This window comes from Cupriavidus sp. GW822-FHT02D05, assembly GCF_058802485.1.
Map to the genome: position 1 here is coordinate 156,438 of NZ_JBXAOE010000005.1, position 25,115 is coordinate 181,552.

Here is a 25,115-nt window from a genome sequence, read left to right on the forward strand (position 1 = left end):
TCAACCGCACAGGTGATTCCAGCGCGAACGCTCCCGCCTCGACGACGCAATGCCGAACGCTGAGAGGAGTTGGAGAAGGCGATGCCACGATAGACGCGCATGCCGCTCGATTGGCTGCTACCGGATCTGTTTCAGATTGCGGCGCTCGTCGTCGGTCAGTCGCTCCAGCTGGACAGGATTGAACCGCCCGCCCAGGCCGACGAACTGCACTGGACTCGCCGGATCGTATGGCACGCTGGATTGGAGGCCGCCAGCAGGCACCTTCTTGCTCTCGCCGTCAGCGGGCGACGACGACTCCGTGCCAGCGTCGAGCATGCGCACCGTGAAGATCGAAGGCAGGTTTTGCCGCTGCGCCGCGCGATCCCGCGACATCGCATCCTGCGCAGCGGCGGCAGCTTGCGACGCCGTTGAACTGGCATTGGTCATCGCCCCCACATTCACGGTGGCGACCACCGGCAGCCCTGTCGATTTCCCCTGAACCTGCACGTTGGCCGCGTTTACCACCTGCAGCGCCGCGAAGTTGACATTGCCCGAGACCCGGATGCCCGCCTCACCGGCATCGATGGTGCCCAGCGGCGCCACCAGGTCCACGTCGCCGGGCGGCACCTCAGGAATCGGGCTCAGCGTGGCGATGCCGGCGCCCGAGGACGGCACGTTCGGCGACACCGTGACATTGCCCAGCGCGTCGTAGACCCGCTTGGGCGGGGTGTACACCACCGTGGTCTTGGAGCCCCGGCCGGCGTTGATGTCGCCTTCCGACGACCAGCCCTGGATGCTGCCGCCGAAGGTCGTCATGATGCGCGACAGGCCCAGCAGGATGCTGCCCTTCGCGTAGAGCGCGATGTCCCCCGCACCCTGCGTCAGCAGGCCGGCGCCGGCTCCCGCCGGCACGCCCTCCACGCCGACCAGCGTCTTGCCGCCCGGGTTGAGCATCTGGATGTCGCCGCCGAAGTTGGTATGCACGCCGGCGTCGGTAATGACTGGCACCGTCTGCCCGTTGACGGTGGTGGAACCCGTGATACTGCTGAACATGGTGATGTCGCCCTGGTAGGCGATCGCCTTGCCGCGCGCATCCGTGGCCGGGAACAGCGCCGCGATCGCCTCGCGCCCGCGCAGGTAGCTGCCATAGCGCGAACTCGCCGTATCGTTGTACTCGCGCCCGCCGAGCAGCAGCTCCTGGAAGTAGGCCTGCCGCGCGAAGACGCCCTGCTGCTCGCCGGGCAGCGCCAGGAAGTACGCCAGCGCATCGGCCGCCGCGCCCTTGTAGCCGAAACGCTGCCGCAGCCAGGCCAGCAGCTCTGCGTCGTAGGCATGCGCCACCTTGCCGCTGCCCGCCAGCGGCGTGCCTGCGTTCAGCTGGTTCGCCGCGTCGAAGTAGAGCCTGGCGAAGCCCGCGTAGTCGGGGCCGTTCGCGCCGGCACCGGCCAGCACCGTGATGCCGGCCCCGCCCGATTTGTTCGACGGGTTGATGATGTCGCCCGCGCTCGTCAGCGCGCCGTAGTAGCCCTGATTGAGGTTGCGTCCGGCCTGGGCCTGCAGCAGGCCGGGGCCGGCGACATTGACCGACTGATAGAAGATGTCGCGGCCCGCCTGCATCACGGTGATGTCGTTCGCCCCCACGTTGAGGAACACGCTCGGCGTCGGGCCCGTCCCCACGATGTCGCGGCCCGCGAGCACTTCGAACGGCTTGGCCGCGACATACCACGTGCGGTGCGTCGGCATGAACTGGCTCGAGGGCGACCAGTTCCGTGACAGCGCTTGTCCGATCTGCAGGTCATCGATATCGATGCCCGCATAGACCAGGGCCGGGCGCGGATCCTGGGCATGCAGGTTGCTCGTGGGGTTGTCTTCGCCGAAGGCGATCGGGTTGGATGCGTTCACGCGCACCGCGCCATCGGTGGCCGCATTGCTGGGGCCGCCCGGGCCCGAGGTGGTTTGAAAGAGCGGCCGCGCAGGGGTCGCCAGGCTGGCCATGTCGGCGCCCGACATCGACACGGTAGAGCCCGAGCCATAGATCGACCCTGCCGCAAGCAGCTCCAGCTGGCCGGTGGGCGACGGAATCAGCTCGATGACACCTGGCAGGGCACCCGCGGAGTCCGTGTCGCGCAGCCGGATGTCACCGTTGGCCGCGGCAACGGACAGGCTGCCGGGAAAGAAGCCATTGCCGTTCTGACTGCCGCTGCCCGACAAGGCGCCGTTCAACGGCGCGACATCGCCGCCCGCAGCAAGCAGGCGGATCGCCGTCGAAGGCCGCCACAAGGTGAACTGCGCATTGGCGCCCTTGACGATCGCGCCAGGCACCGTGTAGTACATCCCGGCGCTGTCCGCGAGCGCCGTCATCCCGGCATCGCCGGCGCCGCCCAGCACCAGGTCGCCGCGCGTGGACACCGTCACGATGCCGTCGCCCGGCACGACCGTCGGACCGGGCGTCTGCATCGAGCGCTTGATCGTCGAGACATCCAGCACGCGGGGATCGTACGACGTCCAGTACGACGGTCCCGTATTCTGCGCGATCACGCCCACCGCCCCGGCATCGATGGCGATGTCGCCCCTCAGCGCGGTCACCGAGCCGAAATAGTCCGTGGAATAGCCGTTGGAACCCTGGGCCTGGCGGCCATTGAGGACGCCCCCCACCTTGACGGTCAGGTCACCGCCGCCGGTCTGCACCAGGGTGCCATCCGCCAGGACCCGGCCGGTGGAGGCGACGGCGAGATCGAGACCGGTCGAGCTGAAGCTGGCGCCGTCCGTCGTCACGCCGGCATGGCGTCCCGCGACCACCGTCAGGTTGCCGCCACCCAGTGTCCCGATGCCCTGGAAGCCGATCAGCCCCAAGGCGGAACTGTTGGCATTGGTCTTCGCCATGGATCCGAAGTTGATCCACCATGCGGCAGGATCGGGGCTGCCCCCTCCGCCGCCCTGGCGCCACAGCCAGTTGCTGGTCAGGTTGCTGTCGACGAAGCGCAACGTGCCGTCGGCGAGCTGGATGTTGCCGGTCACGTCCTGTTGCGCCGTCAGCAGCAGGTCGCCGCCGTGCTCGGGGTACCACGCCTGGGACACGCCGCCGGTGACGGTCGCTGCAAGATCGTAGGGGTTGCGGCCGTCGGCCGTCCTGAGCGGCGCCGACTGCGTACCGGCGGTATAGACGCCGTAAGGCGTGGCCTCGCTGAAGCTGCCGCCGGCCAGCAGGTCGAGGCTGCCGGTGCCTGTGCGCAGCACGCTGAAGAAGGTTCCCGTCAGGTCGGCGTTGTAGGCCGGGTCGTTGAGCGTGAGGTTGCCGCCGCCGCCGAGCGCTTGCGTCGCCTGCAGTGCGCGCTGGTCAGCCGCTGTGGTATCCGCGCCAGCGACCAGGCGCAGCGACGCCGACAGCGAACCGGCCGCCAGCATGTTCGCCCGCGCCGAGGTCGCGGCAGCCGCGGGGCTGCCCGGATCCGTCTGCAGCGACAAGCCCGTGACCTTGCTCTCCAGGCCGACCGCGATATAGAGGCGCTTGAGTTGCGTGCCATACGGGATGACGGTTCCCGAAGCATAGGTGGTACCGTCGAGCGCTTGCGGCCGGAAAGACATCGGCAGGCCCGCGCCGGTGGCGAGCGTGGGCACGGTCCAGCCCCCTGCCGCGGTCACCGCCACGGTGTTACCGGCGACCAGGCGCCACAGCAGGGCGCCCTGCGCGGCGAAGTGGACCTTATCCGTGGACAGGGAAGACGGCAGGATGGCGGCAAAAGTGGGCGCGATGGATGCGCCGGCCTGGAATCCGTCCGAGATGCTGCCGCCGATGGTCAGGTTGCCGCCCGCGCGGACCACGAGGGCCATCGGTTCACCGGCGCCGTAGGTCGGCGATGCCGGGCCGCGATCCGCGCCCTGTCCGTAGCGATACCCGGCCAGGTCGATATCCCCCGAGGTCGAAAGATCGCCGCTGGAAGCGATCTCGATGCCCGGCCGCAGGTGGAAGGCGCCGCCAAGGGCCGACAGGCCCGCCATGCGTGAAGCGAGTGCGGCATTGCCGAGCGCGGTGTGGATGAAGTCCGTGCTGGCCGCGTCGTAGCCGTCGAGCGTTGCCTGCGAAATGGTACTGCCGCCCGGCAGGTTGTAGGTCCAGAAGGCATTGAGCGCGAGGCTGTTCGCGCCCTTGATGGCGAGCGGACCGCCCGCGCTGATGGCAATGTCGCCCGAGGTCTCGCCGGCGCGCCGCGCATTCAGCACGATATCGCCATGGGCCACGCCATCCGGGGTGGACAGGTCGATGGTGGCGCCCGGCTGCAGCGTCAGGGTACCTCCGGCGGCGGTGAGTTCGACATGCCCGCGGTTCTTCGCCTCGATCGGCTGGCCGTAGCTGTCGACCTGCAGCACCGCGCCATGCGCATCGAGCACGGCGCTCGATGCCAGCGTCAGCCCGTGGGCGGCCGACAGCCGGATCGTGCCCGGCGCCGCGCCCGATGCGTCGATGGTGCCGCTCACGGTCAGCTGCCCGCCGTCCGTTGCGATCGACACCTGGTGCGCCTTCACACCGTCGCCGACCACCAGGTCCCCCTGCCTGGCGGTGAAGCTGCGGGCATCGAAGAAGCCGCCCCGGGTCAGCGCAGCGTTGAGCCCGGCAAAGTCGGCGAACGCTCCTGCCCGGGCACTGAAGTCGCCGCTGGCCTGGCCGTCGGTCGCGCCACCGTTCAGCGTACCGTTCAGCGCGACCTGCCCGTTGCCGGCATCGATCGTGATCTCGCCGGCGTTCGCATGGATCGCCGAGACGTCGATCAGCGAGCCGCCAGCCTGCACCACGCCGCCCTGCGCGCTGTGGAAGCTGGCCGTGCCGCCGAAGCCATAAACCGTAGCCCGCTGGATGGTCGACGGCTGGCCGCTCAGGTCAATGCGGCTGCCCGCGTCCAGCGCGATGTCGTGGGTGGCGTTCACCACCAGCTTGCCACTCGGCAGCAGGATGGTGCTGCCGATGGCGACGCTGTCGCCGCCCAGGTCGATCTGCGCGCCTGCGATGGTCGAGCTAGCCTGGCTCGGCGCCTGGCCTTGCGGCGCCACCACGTTCAGCGCCCCACCCGCCGTATAGGCCATGATCGACTTCTGCATGCCGGTCAGCAGCGGCGTTGCCAGTGTCAGGTTGCCACCCGTGCCGCTCCGGCCGAACACGGCCGCCGGATCCGCGCTGGGCGCCTGATAGACAAAGAGCGAGCCGTTTCCGGCCGACACGATCTTCTCGCTGGCCGTCAGGTTGACGTTGCCGAAGCCATAGACCGTGCGGCTGGCCTTGCTATTGTCCAGCGACAAGAACTGGCCGAGGTCGATCTCCCTGGCCACCAGGTCCAGCGTGCCCGTGCCGGTGCCCGGGCCGCCCGCGCCCAAGGCCGCCGGCGAGGTGCCTGGCACCACGCTCCAGGCGATCCTGTCCGCGGCGAAGGTCGCGCGGTCGCCGGCGTTGCCATAGCCGTAGATAGCGGGCGTCGCCAACTGCAGGTCGACACCGGAACCTGTGGCATCCAGCCCCGTGGTACCGAAGGTGTTGATGGCGTTGGCCGCGCTCAGGGTGAAGCGCTGCAGCGCGGGCGCGCCATGGTCCGGGTCGCCGTGCAGCAGCGTGTTGAACAGCGCCTGGTCGATCAGCAGGCCTGCGCCCGCGCCCGCCGCCGCGACGGCGCTGCCGGCGCCCACATTGAGCGTGCCCACAGCCAGCGTGATGTTGCGCGCGCCGAAATGGGCGCTCGGATCGAGGCTCGACTGCCCGTTGGTGGCAAAGGCCAGGGTGCCTTCGGCGTACAGCGACGATCCGGCGCCGACCGCGATCGAGCCGTTGCTGTTGGCGGAGCCGACCAGGTTCACGTTTCCGTTCGACAGGGCGAGCACGGTCACCGGGTCTGCCAGGTAGCGCAGTCCCGTCGAATCGGAGTCGAACGGCACTGCACCCCGGCCGACCGTCGACAGCGTGACCCCGCTGCCGACCGCGATGTTCCCGCCCACCAGGAACATCTCGCCCGCCTTGAGGGTCACGCCGTCGCGGATGAAGAGATCTGCGCCATTGTTGCCGAAGAACTGCAGCGAGCCGTTGGCCGGCGCCAGGAAGGCGTTAACGGTCAGGCGCGGCGCGCCGATGGCGTTGATGCTGCCGGCGCTCACCGAAATGCCGGAGAACCCGGCGGTCGGTGCCTCGTTGAACACCTCGCCGACATTGCGCAGGGCCACCTGGCCGCTGACGCCGCCTTGCGAGGGGGCAAACAGCACCGTCCCGCCGAAGTTCAGCGCGGACGGCGCCGGCGTGGGCGACGGCATCGGCATGTCGCTGGCCGCATTGAACTGCACGTCCAGGACCTTGCCATCGATGGGCAACAGCGGGCGCAGGCTGCCGGAGAGCGCGGCTTGCGCCGTCAGGAAGTCGCTGTAGCCCTGTTCGCTGTAGTGGGAATACGAGCGCACGGCCGTGCCCGGGGTCACCAGCACGGTGGTGGGCAGCTGGCTGCGGATGCCGGTGTTGGCGATCCCCGTGACGCCGGAGGTGAGATAGCTGCCGCCGCCGATGGCCGTCGCGCCGCCCGCCACCTTGGCGCCCCTCGCGCCGAGTTCAACGCGGTAGGCGCCGGGCAGCAGCGCGTAGTTGGAGGGCAGCAGCGTATAGGTGCCCGCGGGCAGGCCGGGCACGCCGGCCGCCAGCGTGATCTGCTGGCCGATGTCCGGGTCGCCCGCGCCGTTCTCGGGCGCCACCGGCGCGTAGCCGGAGGCATAGCCCGGCAGGATGGCGTAGACCTTGTCGCCCGCCTTGCTGAACCGGTTGGCCGGGTTGGCATTGATCAGCGGCGTGCCGAGGATGTTGACCGAGCCGCCCCGCCCGGAGACGAAGCCCGCGCCGGTCAGCGTGCCGCCGCCGGACAGGTCGATGAGCGCGCCGTCCCGGACATTCACGTTCTGGCTTTGAAGCTGTACGCCGGACTGGATGCCGTTCATGTTATACCCGGTCAGACTCGAGCCCAGGACCGCGTTGCCGTTGTAGTTGTATGTGACGCCGTCGATCGTCCCGCCGTAGGGAATCGTCAATCCGGCCATCGATACCGACGTCACACTGCCGGGCAGCAGATCGACCGTCTGCGCGAGGATCGAGTACGGATTCCCTCCGATATCGATACGCCCGAACGGAGCACGGACGATCCCGCCTTGTTCGATGATGGGGGCAACCAGGCTGAGATGACCGAAGACCGACAGCGGAGCGTCCGGCACCGTGGCCGTGGTGCGGCCGATCCTCAGCGTGGCGGCATAGCCGTTATTGCTCTGGCCGGCGATGACGCTGGCGACCGCATTGGTGGCCGGATAGACCTGAGCCGCTTCCAGGTCCAGGTCCCATGCCGATGCCAGCGTCGTGCCCTGCTGGACCGTGGTGGGCAGGAAACGGATATCGCCCTGGCTGACCAGCTTCGCCGAACGGAAACCGGGGGCCGGAGAGTTGAGATAAGTATTCTGCGCGGGATCGTAGTAGCTGTTGCGGGCCGAGAAGACGACCAGGCCCTGGACATCGATCTGGTTCGCGTCCACCGCCAGGGTCGCCGTGGTCGGCGAAGGAGCGGCCCCCGGGTTGTAGATGGTGCCGCTCCGGCTGCCGTCGCGGACGACGACCGGCGTGCCACTGAGCATGACATACGGCGCCGCCAGGCGGACGGCGCCACTGCCTGGCGTCAGCGCCGGGTCGGTGCCCGGAACCCGCGGTCCGGAGGTGAACGCTCCGGCATTGAGCTTGAGACTCCTGTCCAAGGATAGGGCGACGTCGCCGGAAAAGACGATGTAGTCGCCGGAGGACAGGGACAGGGCGCTGAAGCCGCCCTGCTTGACCATGTCGGCGCTCACCGTCGCCTGCCCGAACGGCAGCGTGGCCACCGGGGCGCCCGGCTCGGACAAAGCTGCCGCAGCCACACGCGCTTGCGTTACCGTCATCACGCTGGGCACCAGCACGCTGAACGGGATCTGCGCCAGCAGATCGGGGAAGGCGGGCGTGATCAGCGCAACGGACAGCTCCCCGCCCGCGGCCCCCTTTCCGCCCGCTGCGGCATGCAAGTTGCCGCCCAGGTCCAGGCCGCTCATCGAGGACAGCGCGATGCCGCCCCCATTGCCCGCCAGCGTGATCGTGCCGGCGCTGGATTGGCCCGGAACGGTCGAGGCATCGACGGTCACGGCGCGGCCATCCGCGTTCAGCTCGGCGCCAGGACGGATCACCACAAAGGCCGTGCCGCCGCCCAGCTTGATGGTGCCGCCATCCGTGACCGCGCCATAGCTGCGGCCCAGGGCATCCACCGCCGTGTAGGCCTGGCCCGAGACATCGAGCCTGCCGTGCGGACCGACCCAGACCGACACGCCGCGGTTCGCCCCGGCCGCATCGAAGTTGCGCGCCAGATCCGTGCTGCCGTCCGTTTCATTGGTCAGGCTGATGCTGCCGCCGCGCGCGGTCAGACTGCCATCGACCGTCACTTGGCCGAAGGCATCGAGCCGGATGCTCTGCCCCGCATCGACGGCGATGCTGGCATTGCTGCCGATCACGATGGCGCCGCCCGAGGGGTCCCCGCTCGCGGACTTGGCCAGCGAGCGCAGCGCCAGGCTGGCACCCCCGCGCTGGCTCAGCGTTGCGCTTTGCGGGTGTTCGGCGAATAGCGGCGGGAGCCACGAGGACATCGCCGAAGAGGGATTGCTGCCCGCGCGTACATTGAGGCTGTCGGACGTGAACCGGTACACGGGCATGGCCGGCGCGATGGCCGCCCCATCCGTCATCAGCACGCCGCGGCCGCCGTTGATATCGTAGTTGGAGAAGCCGGCGCGGAAGAAGGCGCCATCGAGCGAGGGCAGCGGCACGACCGACACGGTCTGGCCCAAGGCCACGCCGACCGGGATCACGGTACCGGCCTGGTAGGTCATGTCCCGGCTCTGGACCGAGCCCGCAGCATAGACGAGATGGTAAGGGTTGATGGCAATGCCATTCAGGAAGACGCTCGAGGGGATAACGGTGCCGGCCGGGATATGGTCGGGGCCACCAACGATGCGCGTCCCGGCCGGCACCACGTCACCGGGACTGTAGTAGACCAGCAGGCCATCGATCCCTTTGGAGGACAGGTCCACACCGTCCGGGACGACCCAGTCCGCGGCGGTCGGCGCACTGGGCCAGTTCACCAGGGAGATGACGGTGGGAGCAGGGACATCCAGCGTCAGCTTGGCAAACGTCTGCGTCAGCGTGAAAGGCAACGGTTGCCCCGCCCGGATCGTCAGCGGCTGGCTCAGCCTCAGCGGCGTCGAAGCCGGCGTGCCGCTTGCCAGCACGCCACCGCTGAGCATCGCGTTCTCGCCGATCAGGACACTGTCCGGCGATGAGACGGTCAGCGTGCCGCCGCCGTTGACACCGTAGGCGCGGATTTCGCCCTTGATCGCCAGCGTCCCGTCGCTGCTTTGGTTGATCGAGTCGCCGGCGATCAGGGTGACGTTGCCGCCCTTGCCGCCCATGGTCTTGCCGCTGGCGAGGATCGCGCCACCGGACGACACGTCGATCAGGCTGCCATCGCCCAGCATGAGGTCGCCCGACGAATCGAAGGTGACGTTGCCACCGTTAAGATAGGCGAGGCCCGTGAGCGTATCCGGATCGGTGCGCGCGTTGACCCACACCCCGCGCGCATCGATCGTCGCCCCCGGCGCCAAGGCAAGTGCGGAGGAACCGTCGGCCGCCGTCAGCGTGATCGGGGTCTTCGCTCCGGCCTGCAGGAACAGGTTCGACACGTTCACCGTGCCGCCGTGCGCCGTGATATTGGCATTGACGTCGACATTGGGCGCCACCAGGCTCAGCTGGCCGCCATCGGCGAGCACCAGCGGCTGGCTCACCACGATGCGCCCGCCGCTGGCCAGGTCCAGCGCGCCGAGCTGGAAACCGTTCAACATGCCTGCGTCCAGCCACACCGTGTTCTGCCGCTGCGGGTCGAGCGCGTCCGCCGCCCCCATGCCCGGCGTCACGCCCACCTCCGTGCCGATCTTCACCTCGCTGGTGAACACCCCCGTGCGCCCCGGCCCCGTGTACTGCCCCAGTGCCAGCCCGCCCGCCTGTGCCACGGCGTACTGCCCCTGCTTGTAGCCGTCGGCGAGACCGGCCGCGCGCGCCTGCGTCTGCTGCGCCCCGTTGAAGACCCGGGCTACCACCTCGCCTTCGAGTACCGCCGTCGGTGCGCTCACCTGCAGGCGACCCGCGTCGCGGCCCACCGTGTAGCCGTTCTGCAGCACCTGCTGCGGCGCGATCAGCGGGCTCGCATACGACTGCGTCGCCGTCTTGCCCCAGCGCGGGTGCTCGTCGTCGAAGCCGGTGTAGACCCCCGTGTACAACACCCCCGCCTGCGCGTTATTGGCGTTGCTCAGCGTCCCGTCCGCCCCCTTGAACCACGTCTGCCTCAGGTATCCCGTCTGCACGTCCAGGCTGCCGCCCGACAGGTTGATCGACGAGCCCGCCTGCGTCACCACCTCCTTGCCGCCCAGCGTCACCGTGCCGCCCTGCGCCGCCCACTCGCCGATCCGGTGTCCCTGGTTGCCCAGGTAGCCGCCCACCTCCAGCAGCCCGCCCCCCGTGTACCAGCGCTCGGTCGCGTAGCCGCCCACGCCCGCCGGCACGTACACCAGCCGGCGCCGGTCGATCCACACGTTCGCATTGAGCAGGTTCCCGCTGTCGCGGTTGCCCGGCGCATCGCGCTGCTCGTTGCCCTGCACATTGACGCTCACGTTGTTCGTGTCCATCGCCAGCGCCACGCCCACCGCCCCCGACACATCCAGCTGCGCCCGGTTGGCCACGAAGCTACGCCCCGCCGCGCTCACCGCGATCTGCCCGCCCGTGGCCAGCGTCAGTGAATCGCCCTGGAACAGCACGTCGCCCCCGCTGACGATCTCCACCCGCGACTGGTCGCGCCGGTCCGACAGCCTCGACAGGTTGTCGAACAGCCCCGATGCCGCCCCCCCGCGCAGCAGGTCCTGCGCCGCCGAGTCCTGGATCAGCGCGTCACGCTGGCTGTCCAGCGCCGTGGTCTTGCCGTCATCGTCGATCAGCACCGCCGTCACCGCGCCCGGCCCCAGCGTCACCCGCCCCTGCGTGTCCGCCGCCGAGTTCAGCAGGTGCACCGTGCCGCGCGTGTTGACCGTAGTGGTCGCCACCGCCACCCCGAGCTGCTGCACGTCGCGCCCGGCCAGCGTCACGTCGCCCTCCGTGGCCAGGATCAGCCCGCTGTTGGCCACCTTGCCCGCCCTGCCCGCACTACTAGCGCCGGCCACGAACCGCGGCGAGATCTCGTTGCCGCGCGTGGTCGACGTGGTGTTGCCGTCGGTGCCCACCCCGCGCCGGATCACGAAGCTGTCGCCCGCGGCCAGCGCCGCCTGCCCGCGCGGCGTGGCGATCGTGCCCGCGTTGCCGGCCTCCGCGCCCAGCAGCAGCACATAGCCCCCGCCCTGCGTCACCGTGGCCGGCGTGCGCGTAGCAATCCGCGCGCCGGCCTGCACCTCCACCTTGCCCAGGGCATCGGTGAAACTTGGCGTCGTGCCATTGAGCCCGTAGATGCCGTTGCTCGTGAACTGGCTGTCGCTGATGCGCGCGGCGGCCGCCACCAGGTTGCGCGTGTCGACCTGGCTGGTACCGCTGAAGATGACGCCATTGCGGTTGACGATCATCACCGTGCCATCACCCCGGATCTGCCCCTGGATCTGGCTCGGCCGTGCCTGCGGGTCGTTGACGCGGTTCAGCACCGCCCAGTCCGCCTGCTGCTTGAAATCCACCGTGGTGTTGCGCCCGACGTTGAAGGTCTCCCAGTTCAGCACTGCGCGGTCCGCAGTCTGCTGGATGGCCACCGTCGTCTTGCCGTCGGCCACCGTCTGCGCCGGCGCGTTGGCGTTGACCCAGCCCTGCGTAAGGCTGTTGGTGTCGATCTTCAGGCCGCCCTCGGCCAGCCCGTCCGGCACCGTGGCGTTCGCCGCCGCGGCGGCCGCGCGCGCGCTGGCCTGCGCCGCCTGCATCGCCGCGATGCCCTGTGCGGCCGTGCCCAGGTTGGCCAGCGAGCGCTGCAGCTCGGCGTTGGCCTGTTGCTGCTGCGCCGAGGGGCTGGCCAGCGCCGACACCGGCATGCCGTTGGGCAGGCGCCCGGTCTGCTGCGCCGCGCTCTGCGCCGCGCCCTTGGACGCAAACCATGCACTGCTGAACGCCTGCTGCGCCTGCGCCGTGCCCCAAACCCCGCCAGTGGCAAGCAGCATGGCAACGGCCCGGGTCAGCGGCGCCGTGCGCAATGGCCATGCCGCCGGTGCCAGGTGTCGTGATTTCGCTATTGCGCACTTGCGCCCGCGTGTGCTCATCTGAAGTCCTGCCCAATAGTTGAGTCGATTCCGCTACGGCAGCCCGCCCGGTGCCGGGCTGCCACGTCCTTCGAGTTTTGTTTGGTTCCGCTTCGCAGTAAGCGGCAACAGGAACTCGCTGAGACAAGACGAATGGCTACCGCCAGATCCCTCAACTATTTTTTGACTTTGCACTTTCTCGCCGGGCTACAGCGGCGAACCTCGTGAGGCGGTGGGCATTCCACACCCGATGCACTTTGCGCAGTGCAAAGGCCAGCCCTCGTGCCGGACAGCTCAACTCAGGACCAGCAGTCCTCCTGGCAAGGACGTGGCTTCAAGCTTGTAGGTATGCTCGATTTGCCATAACACCGCATCGAGAGACGTAACCAGGAATCGACCGCTCACCAGATGGGCGCGAACGGCGGCGTTCACCAGCACGACACGGCCGGGGCGATAGCGGTTGATTTCTTCGACCACCTCGGCAAGCGGCGTATTGCGGAATACCATTTCTCCGGTGCGCCAAGCCGACACTTCCTGCGGATCAGCGCCGGCGACGGGGCTGACGATACGATCGTCGTAGATTGCTTGCTGCCGAGCCAGGAGTGCGCGAATTCCCGAGGGATGCTCCACGCGTGCGGCGCCCTCAAGACAGGTGACACAGACCTTGCCGTTGAGAGACTTCACGTCGAGGCGTCCCGATTCGGCTACGCTTCGGCCCGCTCCCGCCGTCACGACGAAGCGCTGGCCGTCCCGGGACAGGTCGACGGCGGCCTGTCCATTGATGAGTTCCAGGCCGACCATTTCGCCATGGTCCATCTGTCGTCGAACGCTGGTCCGCGTGTTGAGCGTAACCAGAACACTGCCGGCTCGCCCGATTTCCTGCCGCTCGCCGGCGGCGGTACGGTAGTCCGCCCCCCACTCCGTGATTGCTGGCCAGACCCCGAGGGGTGGGTACACCGCGGCAACGGCCGCTACGGCCGCAGCACTCACCGCCGCGCCCATGAATGCACGACGCCCCGACTGCATGGGGCGTGACGCATGGCTGTGTGCGGCAGCGATCTCCGGATTGGCACGCAGCAATTCCCCTGCCGCCGGCTTCATTGCAGTCCAGACCCGCCTGGCTTCGTTGAACGCTTCCTTATTGGCCGGGCTGCTCTGCAGCCAGCGTTGAAATCCTTGCGCATCCCATGCATTGACTTCGCGCGAGGTGAGCAAGCGCACCCAGGCCCGCGCTTCCTCCTGGAGCACGTCGTTGGAGACGGCATGTTGGTCGATGGGTTTCTTCACGATATCGAATCAAGCCACCATGACGACACGCGCTGGATAGAGTCGGCGAGCGGCGCGCAGCTTCGGCGCGGATTGCGTTTCACGAGTAAAGACGAATGACAATGCTCAAATCCCTCAACTATTTTTGTCTGCTCGACATTTGGGCACAGAAATCGTGCGCGCGCTTCAATTCGTTCTCGACCGTGCGTATCGAAACCCCCAGTCGCTCGGCCACTTCCTTTTGCGGCAATCCTTCCCAGCGGACCAGCAGCAAGATTTGCCGCCGGCGCTCTGGCAAGCGCGCCATGATTCTGCTCAAGGCCTCAAGCTCGGCACGGTCTTCAACCACCTGCGCCGGACCAGGTGCGGGATCGGACAGCGCCATGAGAGCGTCAACGTCGTCTGTCGACAAGTTGCGGCTCTGCCTGCGCTGGATATCGACGGCGATATTGACCGCCATGCGCAGCAGATAGGCACTCGGGCTCAGGATCGGCCCGCGGCTCTCCTGGCGCTGCAACCTCAGATAGGTATCGTGCAAAGCATCGCCGGCCAGATCATCGCTGCCCAGCACCCGCACGAGACTGCGCTTAAGTTTGGCGTAGCGATTGGCCAAATGGTCCAACAAGGCCGGCTGCACGTCGTCGGACATAGCTAGGGTGCCCCCCTGCCGCAGCGAAGCGTGCCATTGTGATCCCCGGGGACTATCAACATAATTAACGGTTGTTGCACCATATCCAGCGGCGGCGGAGGGACCTGAATCGTTCTCAAGGTCTCCATCAGCGCCACGTCACGTTGGGGCTCCCCCGTCGAACCCAGCAAGCGCACCCCTTGGATGCGGCCATCGGCGCTCAATTGAAAGCGCATCAGCGCGCGGTAAGTCCCGGGGGCGGTCCGTGGGGTGCTACAGAGCGCCTGCCAGATGCGGGATTGAACCTGGCCAGGATACCGTCGATCACTGACCAGATTGTCGATCCCGGCATAGGGTGCCGGTGCAGCGTGCTCATCGGCTTGCATCAAGACAAAGGCACTGCCGCCTCCCCCTGCATCGTCTCGTTCTGCGACGAGGCCGGTGCCCTTGAGTAGCTGGTTCAGCGCGACTTCGGGCAAGAAGCGCCCCTGCACAGCTGACGACATGCGCCCGGTCACGAGTTCGCTTCGAAAAAGCACCGGCCGTCTGGACTGCGCCGCATAGCGGTCAAGTGCGGAATCCAAGGGTAGCGCGGGTATGTCGAAATCGAAAAACCTTTCATTTCTCCCCGCCGCGAGGCTGATGGCCGGCGCATCCGCCAACGGCAATGTGGCAGCGGTGGCCTGTCCATGCAGAGGCATGTCCGACCGTGATGGCCCGCCCGACGTACCCGTCGACTGCGCACGCACCATCCCAGTCGCAATCAGGAGCCCCAAGCCACTCAAGAATCCTGTCAGCGCAAGCACGCTGACCGATGCCGAGTTGCCTGTCATTTCAAACGCATGAGTCGCCGGAGTTTTTGGAAATAGCGGGGTGGATGCTTCGCCAGCAATGTCGTCGAATTTTGTGAATATTTCATGACGAACGCCGCTTTTTCCGTGCGGCTTCCATCTACACAGAAAGGAAGTGCGCCCTGCTGGACGCAAAAAAAACTATGCCGAACGGCCGGGCCAAGAATCCCGGTTAGGTTAGCAATAGCACCGGCGGTTCACCCGGCCCGGCCTGCGATTCGCTCCAGTGCCTGCTCAAGCTCGCGGCGATCTGCCTCGCGCTTGGCCGCGGCACGCTGGGCCAGGTTATGCAACTTCCGCCGAACACCCGGCAACTGACTCGCATGAGAAAGCCCGAGAATGCCGAAGTCCGGCTTCTCGTCTTCTACTGACCGAAGAAATGCGCACGAAGGCTTGTCCAGCCACCCTGCCCCGCGTGCCAGCAATCGCTCACGGCTCTCCCGCAAGGCCTCCGCGCTGATTGGCTCGGCCGTCAACCGTGGCAGATCGTGTTCGATCAGGTTGATCGCCCTCTCACCATGCAGGCTGGCGACGGCATAGACCTGTTTCACGATGTCGCGGACATGCACCGCGGTGGCGGGCGCACCGCGCACCTTCACCTTACCGCACAGGGCGCGCAGGTCATCAGCGGTGATTTCATTGAGCATCCGGTTCTGGAAGGCCGGCAGAATGTCCCGATCGACGATGCTCTTGCACATCGCCTCGGTGCTGTCGGCAATCCGGGCATCCACCAGCCACTTGTCGGTCACGTCGCCAAAGGTCTTGGCGGCGGTCAGTCGGCGCTTTTCGCGCTGCTTCTCGTGGGCTGGGGACTTGCCTTGGGCGACGGCCTTCTTGGCGTCGAGCAGCTCTTCTCGAACCATCGCCAGCGAGATGCCGGACGGCCCGTGGCGGCCAATGGTCAGCGTCTCGCGCCGGCCATTGAGACGGTAAACCTAGCGGAAGGTGACGGTACCGGTGGGCGATACCGTCACATACATGCCATCGCGGTCGGAAGCCTTGTATGTCTTGGATTTAGGCTTGAGATTGCGCAGTGCGGTGTCGGTAAGCATCGAGGTTTTTCCTCCTGTTCATGACGGCTTTTACCGTCAGGGGCCAGGAGACCTGCTGATGCCGGGAAAACCGCATAAAGCCAGCTTTCCCGAAGAGACTTTTACCGTCAAAGACCGATTTGGTCTGGATAGTAAGCGGGAGGGCCTTAATCCGGCCTCCTGGTTCTACTGCCACTTCTACCGCCAACCAGTTCCGCTGGCCGGCGATGGTGACCGATAGCCGTCGCAACCCATTTCTTTTTAAATCAATACGTTACGACGATTTTTCGATAGCAGTCGATAGTCCCCGAAGGACCCGATTTCACTCCCACTCGATCGTTGCCGGCGGCTTGCCCGACACGTCATACACCACGCGATTCAACCCCCGAACCTCATTGATGATGCGGTTCGAGCAGCGGCCCAGCAGCGCGTACGGCAAATGCGCCCAATGCGCCGTCATGAAATCGGTGGTCTGCACCGCGCGCAGCGCGACCACGTAGTCATAGGTTCGGCCGTCGCCCATCACGCCAACCGACTTGACCGGCAAGAACACCGCAAAGGCCTGGCTGGTCAGGTCGTACCAGCTCTTGCCCACTTGCGAAGGCTCGCACATGCCCGCAGCGGCATCCTGCTCGGTAGCAACCGTGCCACGCAGCTCTTCGATGAAGATCGCGTCGGCGCGGCGCAGCAGCTCGGCGTAGTCACGCTTGACTTCGCCCAGGATACGCACGCCCAGGCCCGGGCCGGGGAACGGGTGGCGGTAGACCATCTCCGGCGGCAGGCCGAGCGCCACGCCGAGTTCGCGGACTTCGTCCTTGAACAGGTCTCGCAGCGGCTCGAGCAGCTTCAGGCCGAGCGTCTCCGGCAGGCCGCCCACGTTGTGGTGGCTCTTGATGGTGGTGGCCTTCTTGGTCTTGGTGCCACCGGACTCCACCACGTCGGGGTAGATCGTGCCTTGGGCCAGCCACTTCGCGTTGGTCAGCTTCTTGGCCTCGGCCTGGAACACTTCGACGAACTCGCGGCCGATGATCTTGCGCTTTTGCTCGGGATCGGTCACGCCAGCCAGGTGGCCGAGGAACTGCTCGGACGCGTCGATGGCGATGACCTTGGCGTGCAGGCGGCCGGCGAACATGTCCATCACCATCTTGCCTTCGTTCAGGCGCAGCAGGCCGTGGTCGACGAACACGCAGGTGAGCTGGTCGCCGATGGCGCGGTGGATCAGGGCTGCGGCCACCGAGGAATCGACGCCGCCGGACAGGCCGAGGATCACTTCTTCGTCGCCGACCTGTTCGCGGATCTTGGCGACGGCTTCGGTGATGTGGTCATGCATGACCCAGTCAGGCTTGGCGCCCGCGATCTTCAGCACGAAGCGCTCCAGGATGTCGCGGCCCTTGGCGGTATGCGTGACTTCCGGGTGGAACTGCACGGCGTAGTAGCCGCGCGCTTCGTCGGCCATGGCGGCGATCGGGCAGCTCGGCGTGGAGGCCATCAGCTTGAAGCCCGGCGGCAGCTCGGCGACCTTGTCGCCGTGGCTCATCCAGACCTTGAGCATGCCGTGGCCTTCGGGCGTGGAGAAATCTTCCAGGTCCTTGAGCAGCGCGGTGTGGCCATGCGCACGCATCTCGGCGTAGCCAAACTCGCGATGGTCGCTCCACTCCACCTTGCCGCCCAGTTGCACGGCCATGGTCTGCATGCCGTAGCAGATGCCCAGCACCGGCACGCCGAGGTCCCACACGGCCTGCGGCGCGCGCAGCTGGTGGTCTTCGTAGGTGCTGGCGTGGCTGCCGGACAGGATGATGCCCTTGGGCGCGAACTCGCGCACGAATTCGTCCGTGACGTCGTTCGGGTGGATTTCGCAGTAGACGTGCGCTTCGCGCACGCGGCGGGCGATCAGCTGCGTAACTTGCGAGCCGAAATCAAGGATGAGGACTTTGTCGTGCATGATGGGCGGATGGCGTTTCGTCCGGTGCGGGCTCGGTCATCACTTCGGTGCCCGGACCATAGCCGGGCGGCGGCGTGACACCCGGCTCGCGCCGGTATTCGGGTGATTGCGGCCGGCGTGCCACGGGGGCGGTGCCGGCATCCTTGTTTTGCGTCTCTTTTTGCAGCTCGCGTTGTTCACGCTGTTCGCGTTCGCGCACGCGTACGCGCTTGGCGGCCGGGATCTGCACCGCGGCGAAGAAGGCCAGGACCGCGGCCAGCACCGGCAGCCAGATCTTGCCGGCGCCCTGCACCGGCAGCTCGAGCATAAGCATCCACGCCACGATCAGCACCGCGCTGGTGAGATTGACCTGCCCGACTGTTCGCGCCACCGCCACCGTAAGCTGCCCGTTGACGGTTGCCTGCCACAGCAGCAAGGCCAAGCCGACCAGGGCCACGCCGAGCAACTGCCCGTACATCGCGGGCTGCGGCTGCGGCAGTTGCAGCGCGCTATAAAGGGTCGTGAAAGGCGACAGCAGCATGACGATGCCGAGCAGCAGATTCAGCAACGCGTCCAGGAACAGCACGGCACGCAGCAATACTTTCATGAGAACTCCTCCGGCCAGGCGCAGTGCCTGGCTTGCGGGCGGCGCCGGGCGGCGCAGCCGGCGCGCGGCTGGCGGGACATCCAGGTCCCGCACAGCCGCCAGTTCATAAAGACCTGCCTGGTCGACTCACTGACACCGACTTAGTCGATGTAGTAGTTCGGCGCTTCCTTGGTGATCTGCACGTCGTGCACATGCGACTCGCGCATGCCCGCGGCGGTGATCTGCACGAACTCGGACGTCTCGTGCCAGTCGGCGATCGAGCTGCTGCCGCAGTAGCCCATGGAAGCACGCACGCCGCCGCACATCTGGTGGATGATGGCGGTGACCGAGCCCTTGTAGGCCACGCGGCCTTCAATGCCTTCGGGAACCAGCTTGTCGACGTTGGCGGTGTTGTCTTCCTGGAAGTAGCGATCTGCCGCGCCGTCCTTCATCGCGCCGACCGAACCCATGCCGCGGTAGCTCTTGAAGGAGCGGCCCTGGTACAGGAACACTTCGCCCGGTGCCTCTTCGGTACCGGAGAACATGCCGCCCATCATGACCACATGCGCGCCGGCAGCCAGTGCCTTGGCGATGTCGCCCGAGTAGCGGATGCCGCCGTCGGCCACCAGCGGCACGCCGGTGCCCTTGAGGGCTTCGGCCACGTTGGAGACCGCAGTGATCTGCGGCACGCCCACGCCAGCAACGATACGGGTGGTGCAGATCGAGCCCGGGCCGATGCCGACCTTGACGCCGTCGGCGCCATGATCGACCAGCGCGCGCGCGGCAGCACCGGTGGCGATGTTGCCACCGATCACCTGCACTTGCGGGTAGTTCTGCTTGACCCAGCGCACGCGGTCCAGCACGCCCTGGCTGTGGCCGTGGGCGGTATCGACCACGATCACGTCCACGCCAGCCTTGACCAGCAGGTCCACGCGTTCGTCGTTATCAGGGCCTACGCCGACTGCGGCGCCGACCCGCAGCTGGCCGCGGTCATCCTTGCTGGCCAGCGGATGTTCCACTGCCTTCTGGATGTCCTTGACGGTGATCAGGCCGTTGAGCTCGAAGTCCTTGTTGACCACCAGCACACGCTCGAGGCGGTGGCGGTTCATCAGGCGCTTGGCGTCTTCCAGCGATGCGTCTTCGCCCACCGTGACGAGCTTCTCGCGCGGCGTCATCTTGGCGCGCGCGGGCGCGTCCAGTTCTTCCTCGAAACGCAGGTCGCGGTTGGTGATGATGCCGACCACGGTCTTGCCTTCCACCACCGGGAAACCGGAGATGCCGTATTGATGTGATAGTGCAATCACATCGCGGATCTTCATGTCGGGGGGAATGGTGATCGGGTCACGCAGCACGCCGGATTCGTAGCGCTTCACGCGCGCCACTTCCCGGGCCTGGTCGGCCGGCTTCAGGTTCTTGTGGACGATGCCGATACCACCGGCCTGCGCCATGGCAATTGCCAGGCGGGCTTCCGTGACGGTATCCATGGCGGCGGATACCAGCGGAATGTTCAATTCGATCGAACGGGTCAGGCGGGTACGGAGCGAAACATCCCGGGGCAGTACCGACGAATAGGCCGGCACGAGGAGCACGTCATCGAATGTGAGTGCTTTCTGGACAAGACGCATAGCAATTCCTCTAGGCGCAAAACCGAATTATACAGGAATGGCACGTTTCTTGACGCGCCTGCGAGTGCCCTTGTTCAAGTCTGCTATGCTCTTTGTCTTTTTTTCAGGGATAGGCAAGCCACAATGGGTATTGGCGTACTGTGCGGCCTGCTGGCCGGCGCCTTCTGGGGCATGGTGTTTATCGCCCCCAAGCTGCTGCCCGTCTTCTCCCCCTGGGAACTCGCGATCGGCCGCTACCTGGCCTATGGGCTGGTCGCCTTCATCGCCGCGCTGCCGCTGATGATGCGCATTGCGCGCAAGCTCACGCGCGCGGACTGCCTTGCGCTGCTGCGCCAGGCCTTCACCGGCAACCTGCTGTACTACGTGCTGCTGGCGTTCGGCGTGCAGCTGGCCGGCGTGGGCCCCACCTCGCTGATCATCGGCATCCTGCCCATCTCCGTGACCATCATGGGCCGGCGCGACCATGGCGCCGTGCCGCTGTCGCGCCTGATCTGGCCGCTGCTGGTGGTGGCCGCCGGCATCGCCTGCATCAATATCGACCTGTTCGCCGGCGGCGGACATGCGCACGGCGCTGCCGCGGGCGAGGCGGTGCGCACGGTCTGGCAACGGCTGGCCGGCGTGATGTGCGCGGCCGGCGCGCTGGTGTGCTGGACGCTCTACGCGGTCGACAACGCACGCTACCTGCAGCGCAACCCGCAGTACAGCGGCAATGAATGGTCCGCGCTGTATGGCATCTCCACCGGCGTGGTGTCGGTGGTGCTTGCGCTGCTGGCACTGCTGGGCTGGCTGGTCGCCGGCGACAGCCTGGATGCGGCCAGCGGCGGCCGCGACTGGCAGTGGTTCTGGATGGTCAACGCGGCCGTGGCGCTTGGTGCGTCACTGATCGGCAACAACCTCTGGAATATCTCCAGCCGCCGCCTGCCGCTTACGCTCTCGGGGCAAATGATCGTATTCGAGACGCTGTTCGCGCTGGCGTACGGCTTTGTCTTCGACCATCGCCTGCCGCGCCCGCTGGAGATCGCGGCCATCGCGTTGCTCATGATTGGCGTGGCCTGGTCGGTTCGCTTGCACGCTGTCGACAAGTCTGCCTAAACTAGCGGCCAATCCCGTCAGCCAAGGGCGCACGAGTCACTCGCAAAGCGGGGTTCCGGCCCTGTGCGCCCTGCTGCCCCACGCACTCTCACCGCAGGCTGCCCCAACACGCTAAGCCATGAAACGATCGACCGCGCACATCAAGCTCGCCACGCTGGCCGCCCTCGCCTGCCTGTGCCAGGCAGCCACCGCCCAGGCGGATTCACAATGGCAGTGGCGCGACGGCAGCGGCCGCATGGTCTACAGCGACGTGCCGCCGCCGCCCTCGGTGCCTGCCGCCAGCGTGATCAAGGCACCTGGACGCTTTGCCGGCAGCTTGCGCCCGGTCGAGCCGCCAGCCGCTGCAACCGGCCCTGCAGGCGTTGCCGCCGCCACCCAGGCTGCGCCGGCGCCGGGCGCAAAGGGCAATGGCAGTGTGAAAGCCGAGTCCATGGCAAGTGCCGAGGAAGCCTTCGAGAAACGCCGCGCCGCGCAGGCAAAGGCCGAAGCGGACCAGGCCGCCAAGGACCTGGCCGCGCAGGAGCGCCAGGTGCGCTGCGCGCAATCGCGCAACTATGCGACGTCCCTGCAGCAGAACCGCCGCATTGCCGTGTCAGCGCCAGATGGCTCGCCGCAGCAACTGAACGATGACGAGCGGCAAGCCGAATTGCAACGCGTCAACGCCGCGATCGCACAAAACTGCGTCTGAGCGCGTGCGCAACTCCGCGCCGGGGCCTGTCAGCCGCCACGCAGCCATTTCTGCCCTTCGCGCGTGCCGCCCTTGCGGGTCTTTTGCACGCGCCGGTTGCGGGCCGACTGGGGATCGGCCACCAGCGGGCGATAGACCTCGACGCGGTCGCCGGCCCGCACCAGGGTATCCGGCGTCTTGAGCTTGCTGAAGATGCCGACCCGCATGGTGGCGGGATCCACCTCGGGACAAGCCTGCAGCAGGCCCGAGGCCGCGATCGCGGCGACAATGCTGGTGCCGAAGGGCACCTCGACCTCCTTCAGGAAGGCGTCGCCTGGGCGGGCATAGCAAACCGAGATGCGCACCGGAGCCGCGGTGCCGGCGTCGTGCTCAGCCATTGCCGTAGACCATTTCGGCACGCTTGACGAACGCATCGACAAACGTATTGGCGATCATGCTGAACACCGGCCCGATGATTTTCTCCAGCAGGAAGCTGGAAAACTCGTAATGCAGGTGGAATTCGATCTTGCAGGCATCCTCGCGCAACGGCGTGAAGCGCCAGGAACCGCTGAAGGTCTTGAAGGGGCCATCCTCGAACACCATATCGATCTTGGTGGGCCGCTCCTGCGTATTGCGGGTGTGGAAATACTGCTTGATGCCGTTGAAGTGGATGTAGATCTTGGCGTCGAGCATCGTCTCGGTCTGCTCGAACACCTCCACGCCACCGCACCAGGGGAGGAACTTGGGATAGTCCTCGACTTGCGTGACCAGGTTGTACATCTGCTCGGCGGAATGGCCGAGCAGCACGGATTTATGGACGTCTGCCATGTAGTGGGGAATCATGGCCCGCGCAGGCGCCGCCAGCGCCATGACGCACTGCGGAATCCACCGGAGCGGGCCGGTTTGCTAGAATCCCGATTTTAGCCCACGCGCGCGCCGACGGCACCCCGGGCGCGCACGATAGCGCCCAAACCGCGGCCTGACGGCCTTGCACGGCCCTGCAGCGTCTTTCCCCTACGTTTTTTGGTGCTTGTTTTACTTATCTCCATTTCCACTATCCGGACCGCATGACCATCGCAGACAACAAGAAAGCCTTTTTCGACTACTTCATCGAAGAGCGATATGAGGCGGGGATCGTGCTCGAGGGCTGGGAAGTCAAGGCGATCCGCGCGGGACGCGTGCAGATCAAGGAAGGCTACGTGGTCATTCGCGACGCCGAGCTGTTCCTGATCGGCGCCCATATCAGCGCGCTGAACAGCGCATCCACCCACATCTCGCCCGACGCGGTGCGCACCCGCAAGCTGCTGCTCAAGGCAGAAGAGATCAAGCGCCTGATCGGCAAGGTGGAGCAGCGCGGCTTCACGATCGTGCCGCTCAACCTGCATTACACGCGCGGACGCGTCAAATGCGAGATCGGGCTGGCCAAGGGCAAGAAGATGTTCGACAAGCGCGAAACCGAGAAGGACCGCGACTGGCAGCGGGAGAAGGCACGCATCATGAAGGGTGCGGGCAAGGAGTAAAAGACCAAGGCAGCCCGGCGGCACGCCGCATGACTGCCTGCTCTGTGCAAGCCTTCTCCTTCAAGCCCCCTCCCTTCAAGCCCCCTTCTGCTGGCCTTTGACGATCTGCAGCGCCGACGCAATCATGGTGCTCATGTCGCCAAGGTTGCCCGGCACGATCAGCGTGTTGCCCTGCTTGGCCAGATTGCCGAAGGCGCTCACGTACTCCTCGGCCACCTTCAGGTTCACCGCCTCCATGCCACCGTCCGTGCGGATGGCATGCCCGATCTTCTCGATGGCCTGCGCGTTGGCCTCCGCCACCGCCAGGATCGCCGAAGCCTCGCCCTGTGCCCGGTTGATGGCCGCCTGCCGCTCGCCTTCGGACTTCTGGATGGCGGCCTCGCGCGCGCCCGTGGCCAGGTTGATCTGCTCCTGGCGCTTGCCTTCCGACGCGGCGATCAGCGCGCGCTTTTCACGCTCGGCGGTAATCTGCGCCTGCATCGCATGCAGGATTTCCTTGGGTGGCGTGAGATCCTTGATCTCGTAGCGCAGCACCTTCACGCCCCAGCTCGCGGCGGCCTCGTCCAGCGCATTGACCACGCTGTGGTTGATGTACTCGCGCTCCTCGAAGGTCTTGTCCAGCTCCAGCTTGCCGATCACCGAGCGCAGCGTGGTCTGCGACAACTGGGTGATAGCCACCACGAAATTGCTGGACCCGTAGGATGCCTTCATCGGATCGGTTACCTGGAAATACAACACGCCGTCCACCTGCAATTGCGTGTTGTCCCTGGTGATGCAGATCTGGCTCGGCACATCGAGCGGGATTTCCTTCAGGACATGCTTGTAGGCCACGCGATCGATGAAGGGCAGCACGACAGTCAGCCCCGGCGTCAGCGTGGCGCGGTACTTGCCGAGGCGTTCCAGCACCCAGGCATGTTGCTGCGGCACGATCTTGAAGCTTTGCGCCACCAGCACGATGACGGCGACCAGGATCAGCAGGGGCAGCAGGCTGCCGAAGAATTCGAACATGGGACCTCCGTGACGGGGTTGAGAAAAGCGAACTGCAAAAAACGGGGGAAACCGAGGCCGCGCCCTGCCTCGCCCTACCTTGCTCTATCGCGGGCTGACGAAGAGCGTGTTGCCGCGCACCTCGACGATGCGAAAACGCCCGGGCGCTGCCGGGCCGGCCGCCTGGAGTTCCACGTCCCAGTCGGTGCCGCGGTAGCGCACGCGTGCCCGCCCGGCGTCGCCCCAGGCCGGCACTTCTAGCTCCTGGCCGATGTCCGGGTTGACGTTGGGATCGCGCTCCGCCGCATCGCGCCTCACGCGCCCATAGCGGGAGCGCCGCAGCGCGACAAAGCCCGCTAGCGCCACCAGCGCCGCCAGCAGGGTCTGGGCGGCTGCACCAAGCCCGGCCAGCGCACCCAGGCCACCCGCCGCGGCGCCCAGCGCCACCATCAGCAAATACAAGGTGCCGAGGCCCAGTTCCGCGATCACCAGCACCGCGGCCAGCGCAAACCAGATGTAGTACGGCGCCATCTTTGCCTCCTTGCTTAACTGCTTACTTGCTTACGTGCTTACCGACGTTTGTCCTGGCCACGGCCAAAACAAAAAACCCCCGCAGCGCCAGGGCGCCTGCG

14 protein-coding genes and 1 pseudogene are annotated in these 25,115 nt (G+C 66.7%); 3 read left to right on the forward strand and 12 right to left on the reverse strand.

Annotated elements, in window-relative coordinates; translation table 11 throughout:
• Positions 1-117: 117 nt before the first annotated feature.
• The 8 genes and pseudogenes from AC1RQK_RS08805 to guaB form a co-directional block, all read right to left on the reverse strand.
• Positions 118-12,231 carry a filamentous hemagglutinin family protein gene (locus AC1RQK_RS08805; protein ID WP_492808573.1) on the reverse strand — a complete coding sequence of 4,038 codons (12,114 nt, stop codon included), beginning with the start codon at positions 12,229-12,231 and terminating at the stop codon, positions 118-120.
• Between the two features lie 372 nt (positions 12,232-12,603).
• On the reverse strand, positions 12,604-13,596 hold the full coding sequence (locus AC1RQK_RS08810; protein WP_492808575.1) for a FecR family protein: 993 nt from the start codon (positions 13,594-13,596) through the stop codon (positions 12,604-12,606).
• A 118-nt stretch (positions 13,597-13,714) separates the two neighbouring features.
• Positions 13,715-14,224, reverse strand: coding sequence for an RNA polymerase sigma factor (locus tag AC1RQK_RS08815; RefSeq protein WP_253927749.1), 510 nt, complete (start codon positions 14,222-14,224; stop codon positions 13,715-13,717).
• Between the two features lie 2 nt (positions 14,225-14,226).
• Positions 14,227-15,036, reverse strand: a complete 810-nt coding sequence (locus AC1RQK_RS08820; protein WP_492808577.1) for a TonB C-terminal domain-containing protein — start codon at positions 15,034-15,036, stop codon at positions 14,227-14,229.
• A gap of 518 nt (positions 15,037-15,554) precedes the next feature.
• Positions 15,555-16,106 (reverse strand): annotated as a pseudogene (locus tag AC1RQK_RS08825) (tyrosine-type recombinase/integrase); the annotation flags it as partial.
• A 301-nt stretch (positions 16,107-16,407) separates the two neighbouring features.
• Entirely contained in the window at positions 16,408-18,027 is a 1,620-nt protein-coding gene (guaA, locus tag AC1RQK_RS08830) for a glutamine-hydrolyzing GMP synthase (protein ID WP_043346901.1), read from the reverse strand.
• Positions 18,002-18,613: a hypothetical protein gene (locus tag AC1RQK_RS08835; RefSeq protein ID WP_492808579.1), complete on the reverse strand. Its 612-nt coding sequence runs from the start codon at positions 18,611-18,613 to the stop codon at positions 18,002-18,004. The genes guaA and AC1RQK_RS08835 overlap by 26 nt, the downstream gene beginning before the upstream one ends.
• Before the next feature lie 140 nt (positions 18,614-18,753).
• Positions 18,754-20,217, reverse strand: a complete 1,464-nt coding sequence (gene guaB / locus AC1RQK_RS08840; protein ID WP_006163509.1) for an IMP dehydrogenase — start codon at positions 20,215-20,217, stop codon at positions 18,754-18,756.
• 123 nt (positions 20,218-20,340) lie between these two features.
• Between guaB and AC1RQK_RS08845 the strand changes: the two genes are divergently transcribed.
• Positions 20,341-21,309 (forward strand): DMT family transporter, encoded by a 969-nt coding sequence (locus AC1RQK_RS08845; RefSeq protein ID WP_492808582.1) that lies wholly within the window; start codon positions 20,341-20,343, stop codon positions 21,307-21,309.
• Positions 21,310-21,427: 118 nt separating this feature from the next.
• Positions 21,428-21,997: a DUF4124 domain-containing protein gene (locus AC1RQK_RS08850; RefSeq protein ID WP_492808583.1), complete on the forward strand. Its 570-nt coding sequence runs from the start codon at positions 21,428-21,430 to the stop codon at positions 21,995-21,997.
• Between the two features lie 29 nt (positions 21,998-22,026).
• On the opposite strand, the gene AC1RQK_RS08855 is transcribed toward AC1RQK_RS08850, so the two are convergent.
• Positions 22,027-22,374 (reverse strand): RnfH family protein, encoded by a 348-nt coding sequence (locus AC1RQK_RS08855; protein WP_492371712.1) that lies wholly within the window; start codon positions 22,372-22,374, stop codon positions 22,027-22,029.
• Entirely contained in the window at positions 22,367-22,804 is a 438-nt protein-coding gene (locus tag AC1RQK_RS08860) for a type II toxin-antitoxin system RatA family toxin (RefSeq protein ID WP_150983478.1), read from the reverse strand. Before AC1RQK_RS08860 ends, AC1RQK_RS08855 begins: the two co-directional genes overlap by 8 nt.
• A 239-nt stretch (positions 22,805-23,043) precedes the next feature.
• Here AC1RQK_RS08860 and smpB point away from each other — a divergent pair, with 239 nt between their 5' ends.
• On the forward strand, positions 23,044-23,496 hold the full coding sequence (gene smpB / locus AC1RQK_RS08865) for an SsrA-binding protein SmpB (RefSeq protein ID WP_006164727.1): 453 nt from the start codon (positions 23,044-23,046) through the stop codon (positions 23,494-23,496).
• Between the two features lie 75 nt (positions 23,497-23,571).
• Here the strand turns inward: smpB and AC1RQK_RS08870 are convergent, their stop codons facing one another.
• Both AC1RQK_RS08870 and AC1RQK_RS08875 read right to left on the reverse strand, forming a co-directional pair.
• Positions 23,572-24,504 (reverse strand): SPFH domain-containing protein, encoded by a 933-nt coding sequence (locus tag AC1RQK_RS08870; RefSeq protein WP_459371101.1) that lies wholly within the window; start codon positions 24,502-24,504, stop codon positions 23,572-23,574.
• Between the two features lie 84 nt (positions 24,505-24,588).
• Complete coding sequence (locus AC1RQK_RS08875; RefSeq protein WP_492371711.1) at positions 24,589-25,014, reverse strand: NfeD family protein; 426 nt, start codon at positions 25,012-25,014, stop codon at positions 24,589-24,591.
• Positions 25,015-25,115: the final 101 nt, after the last annotated feature.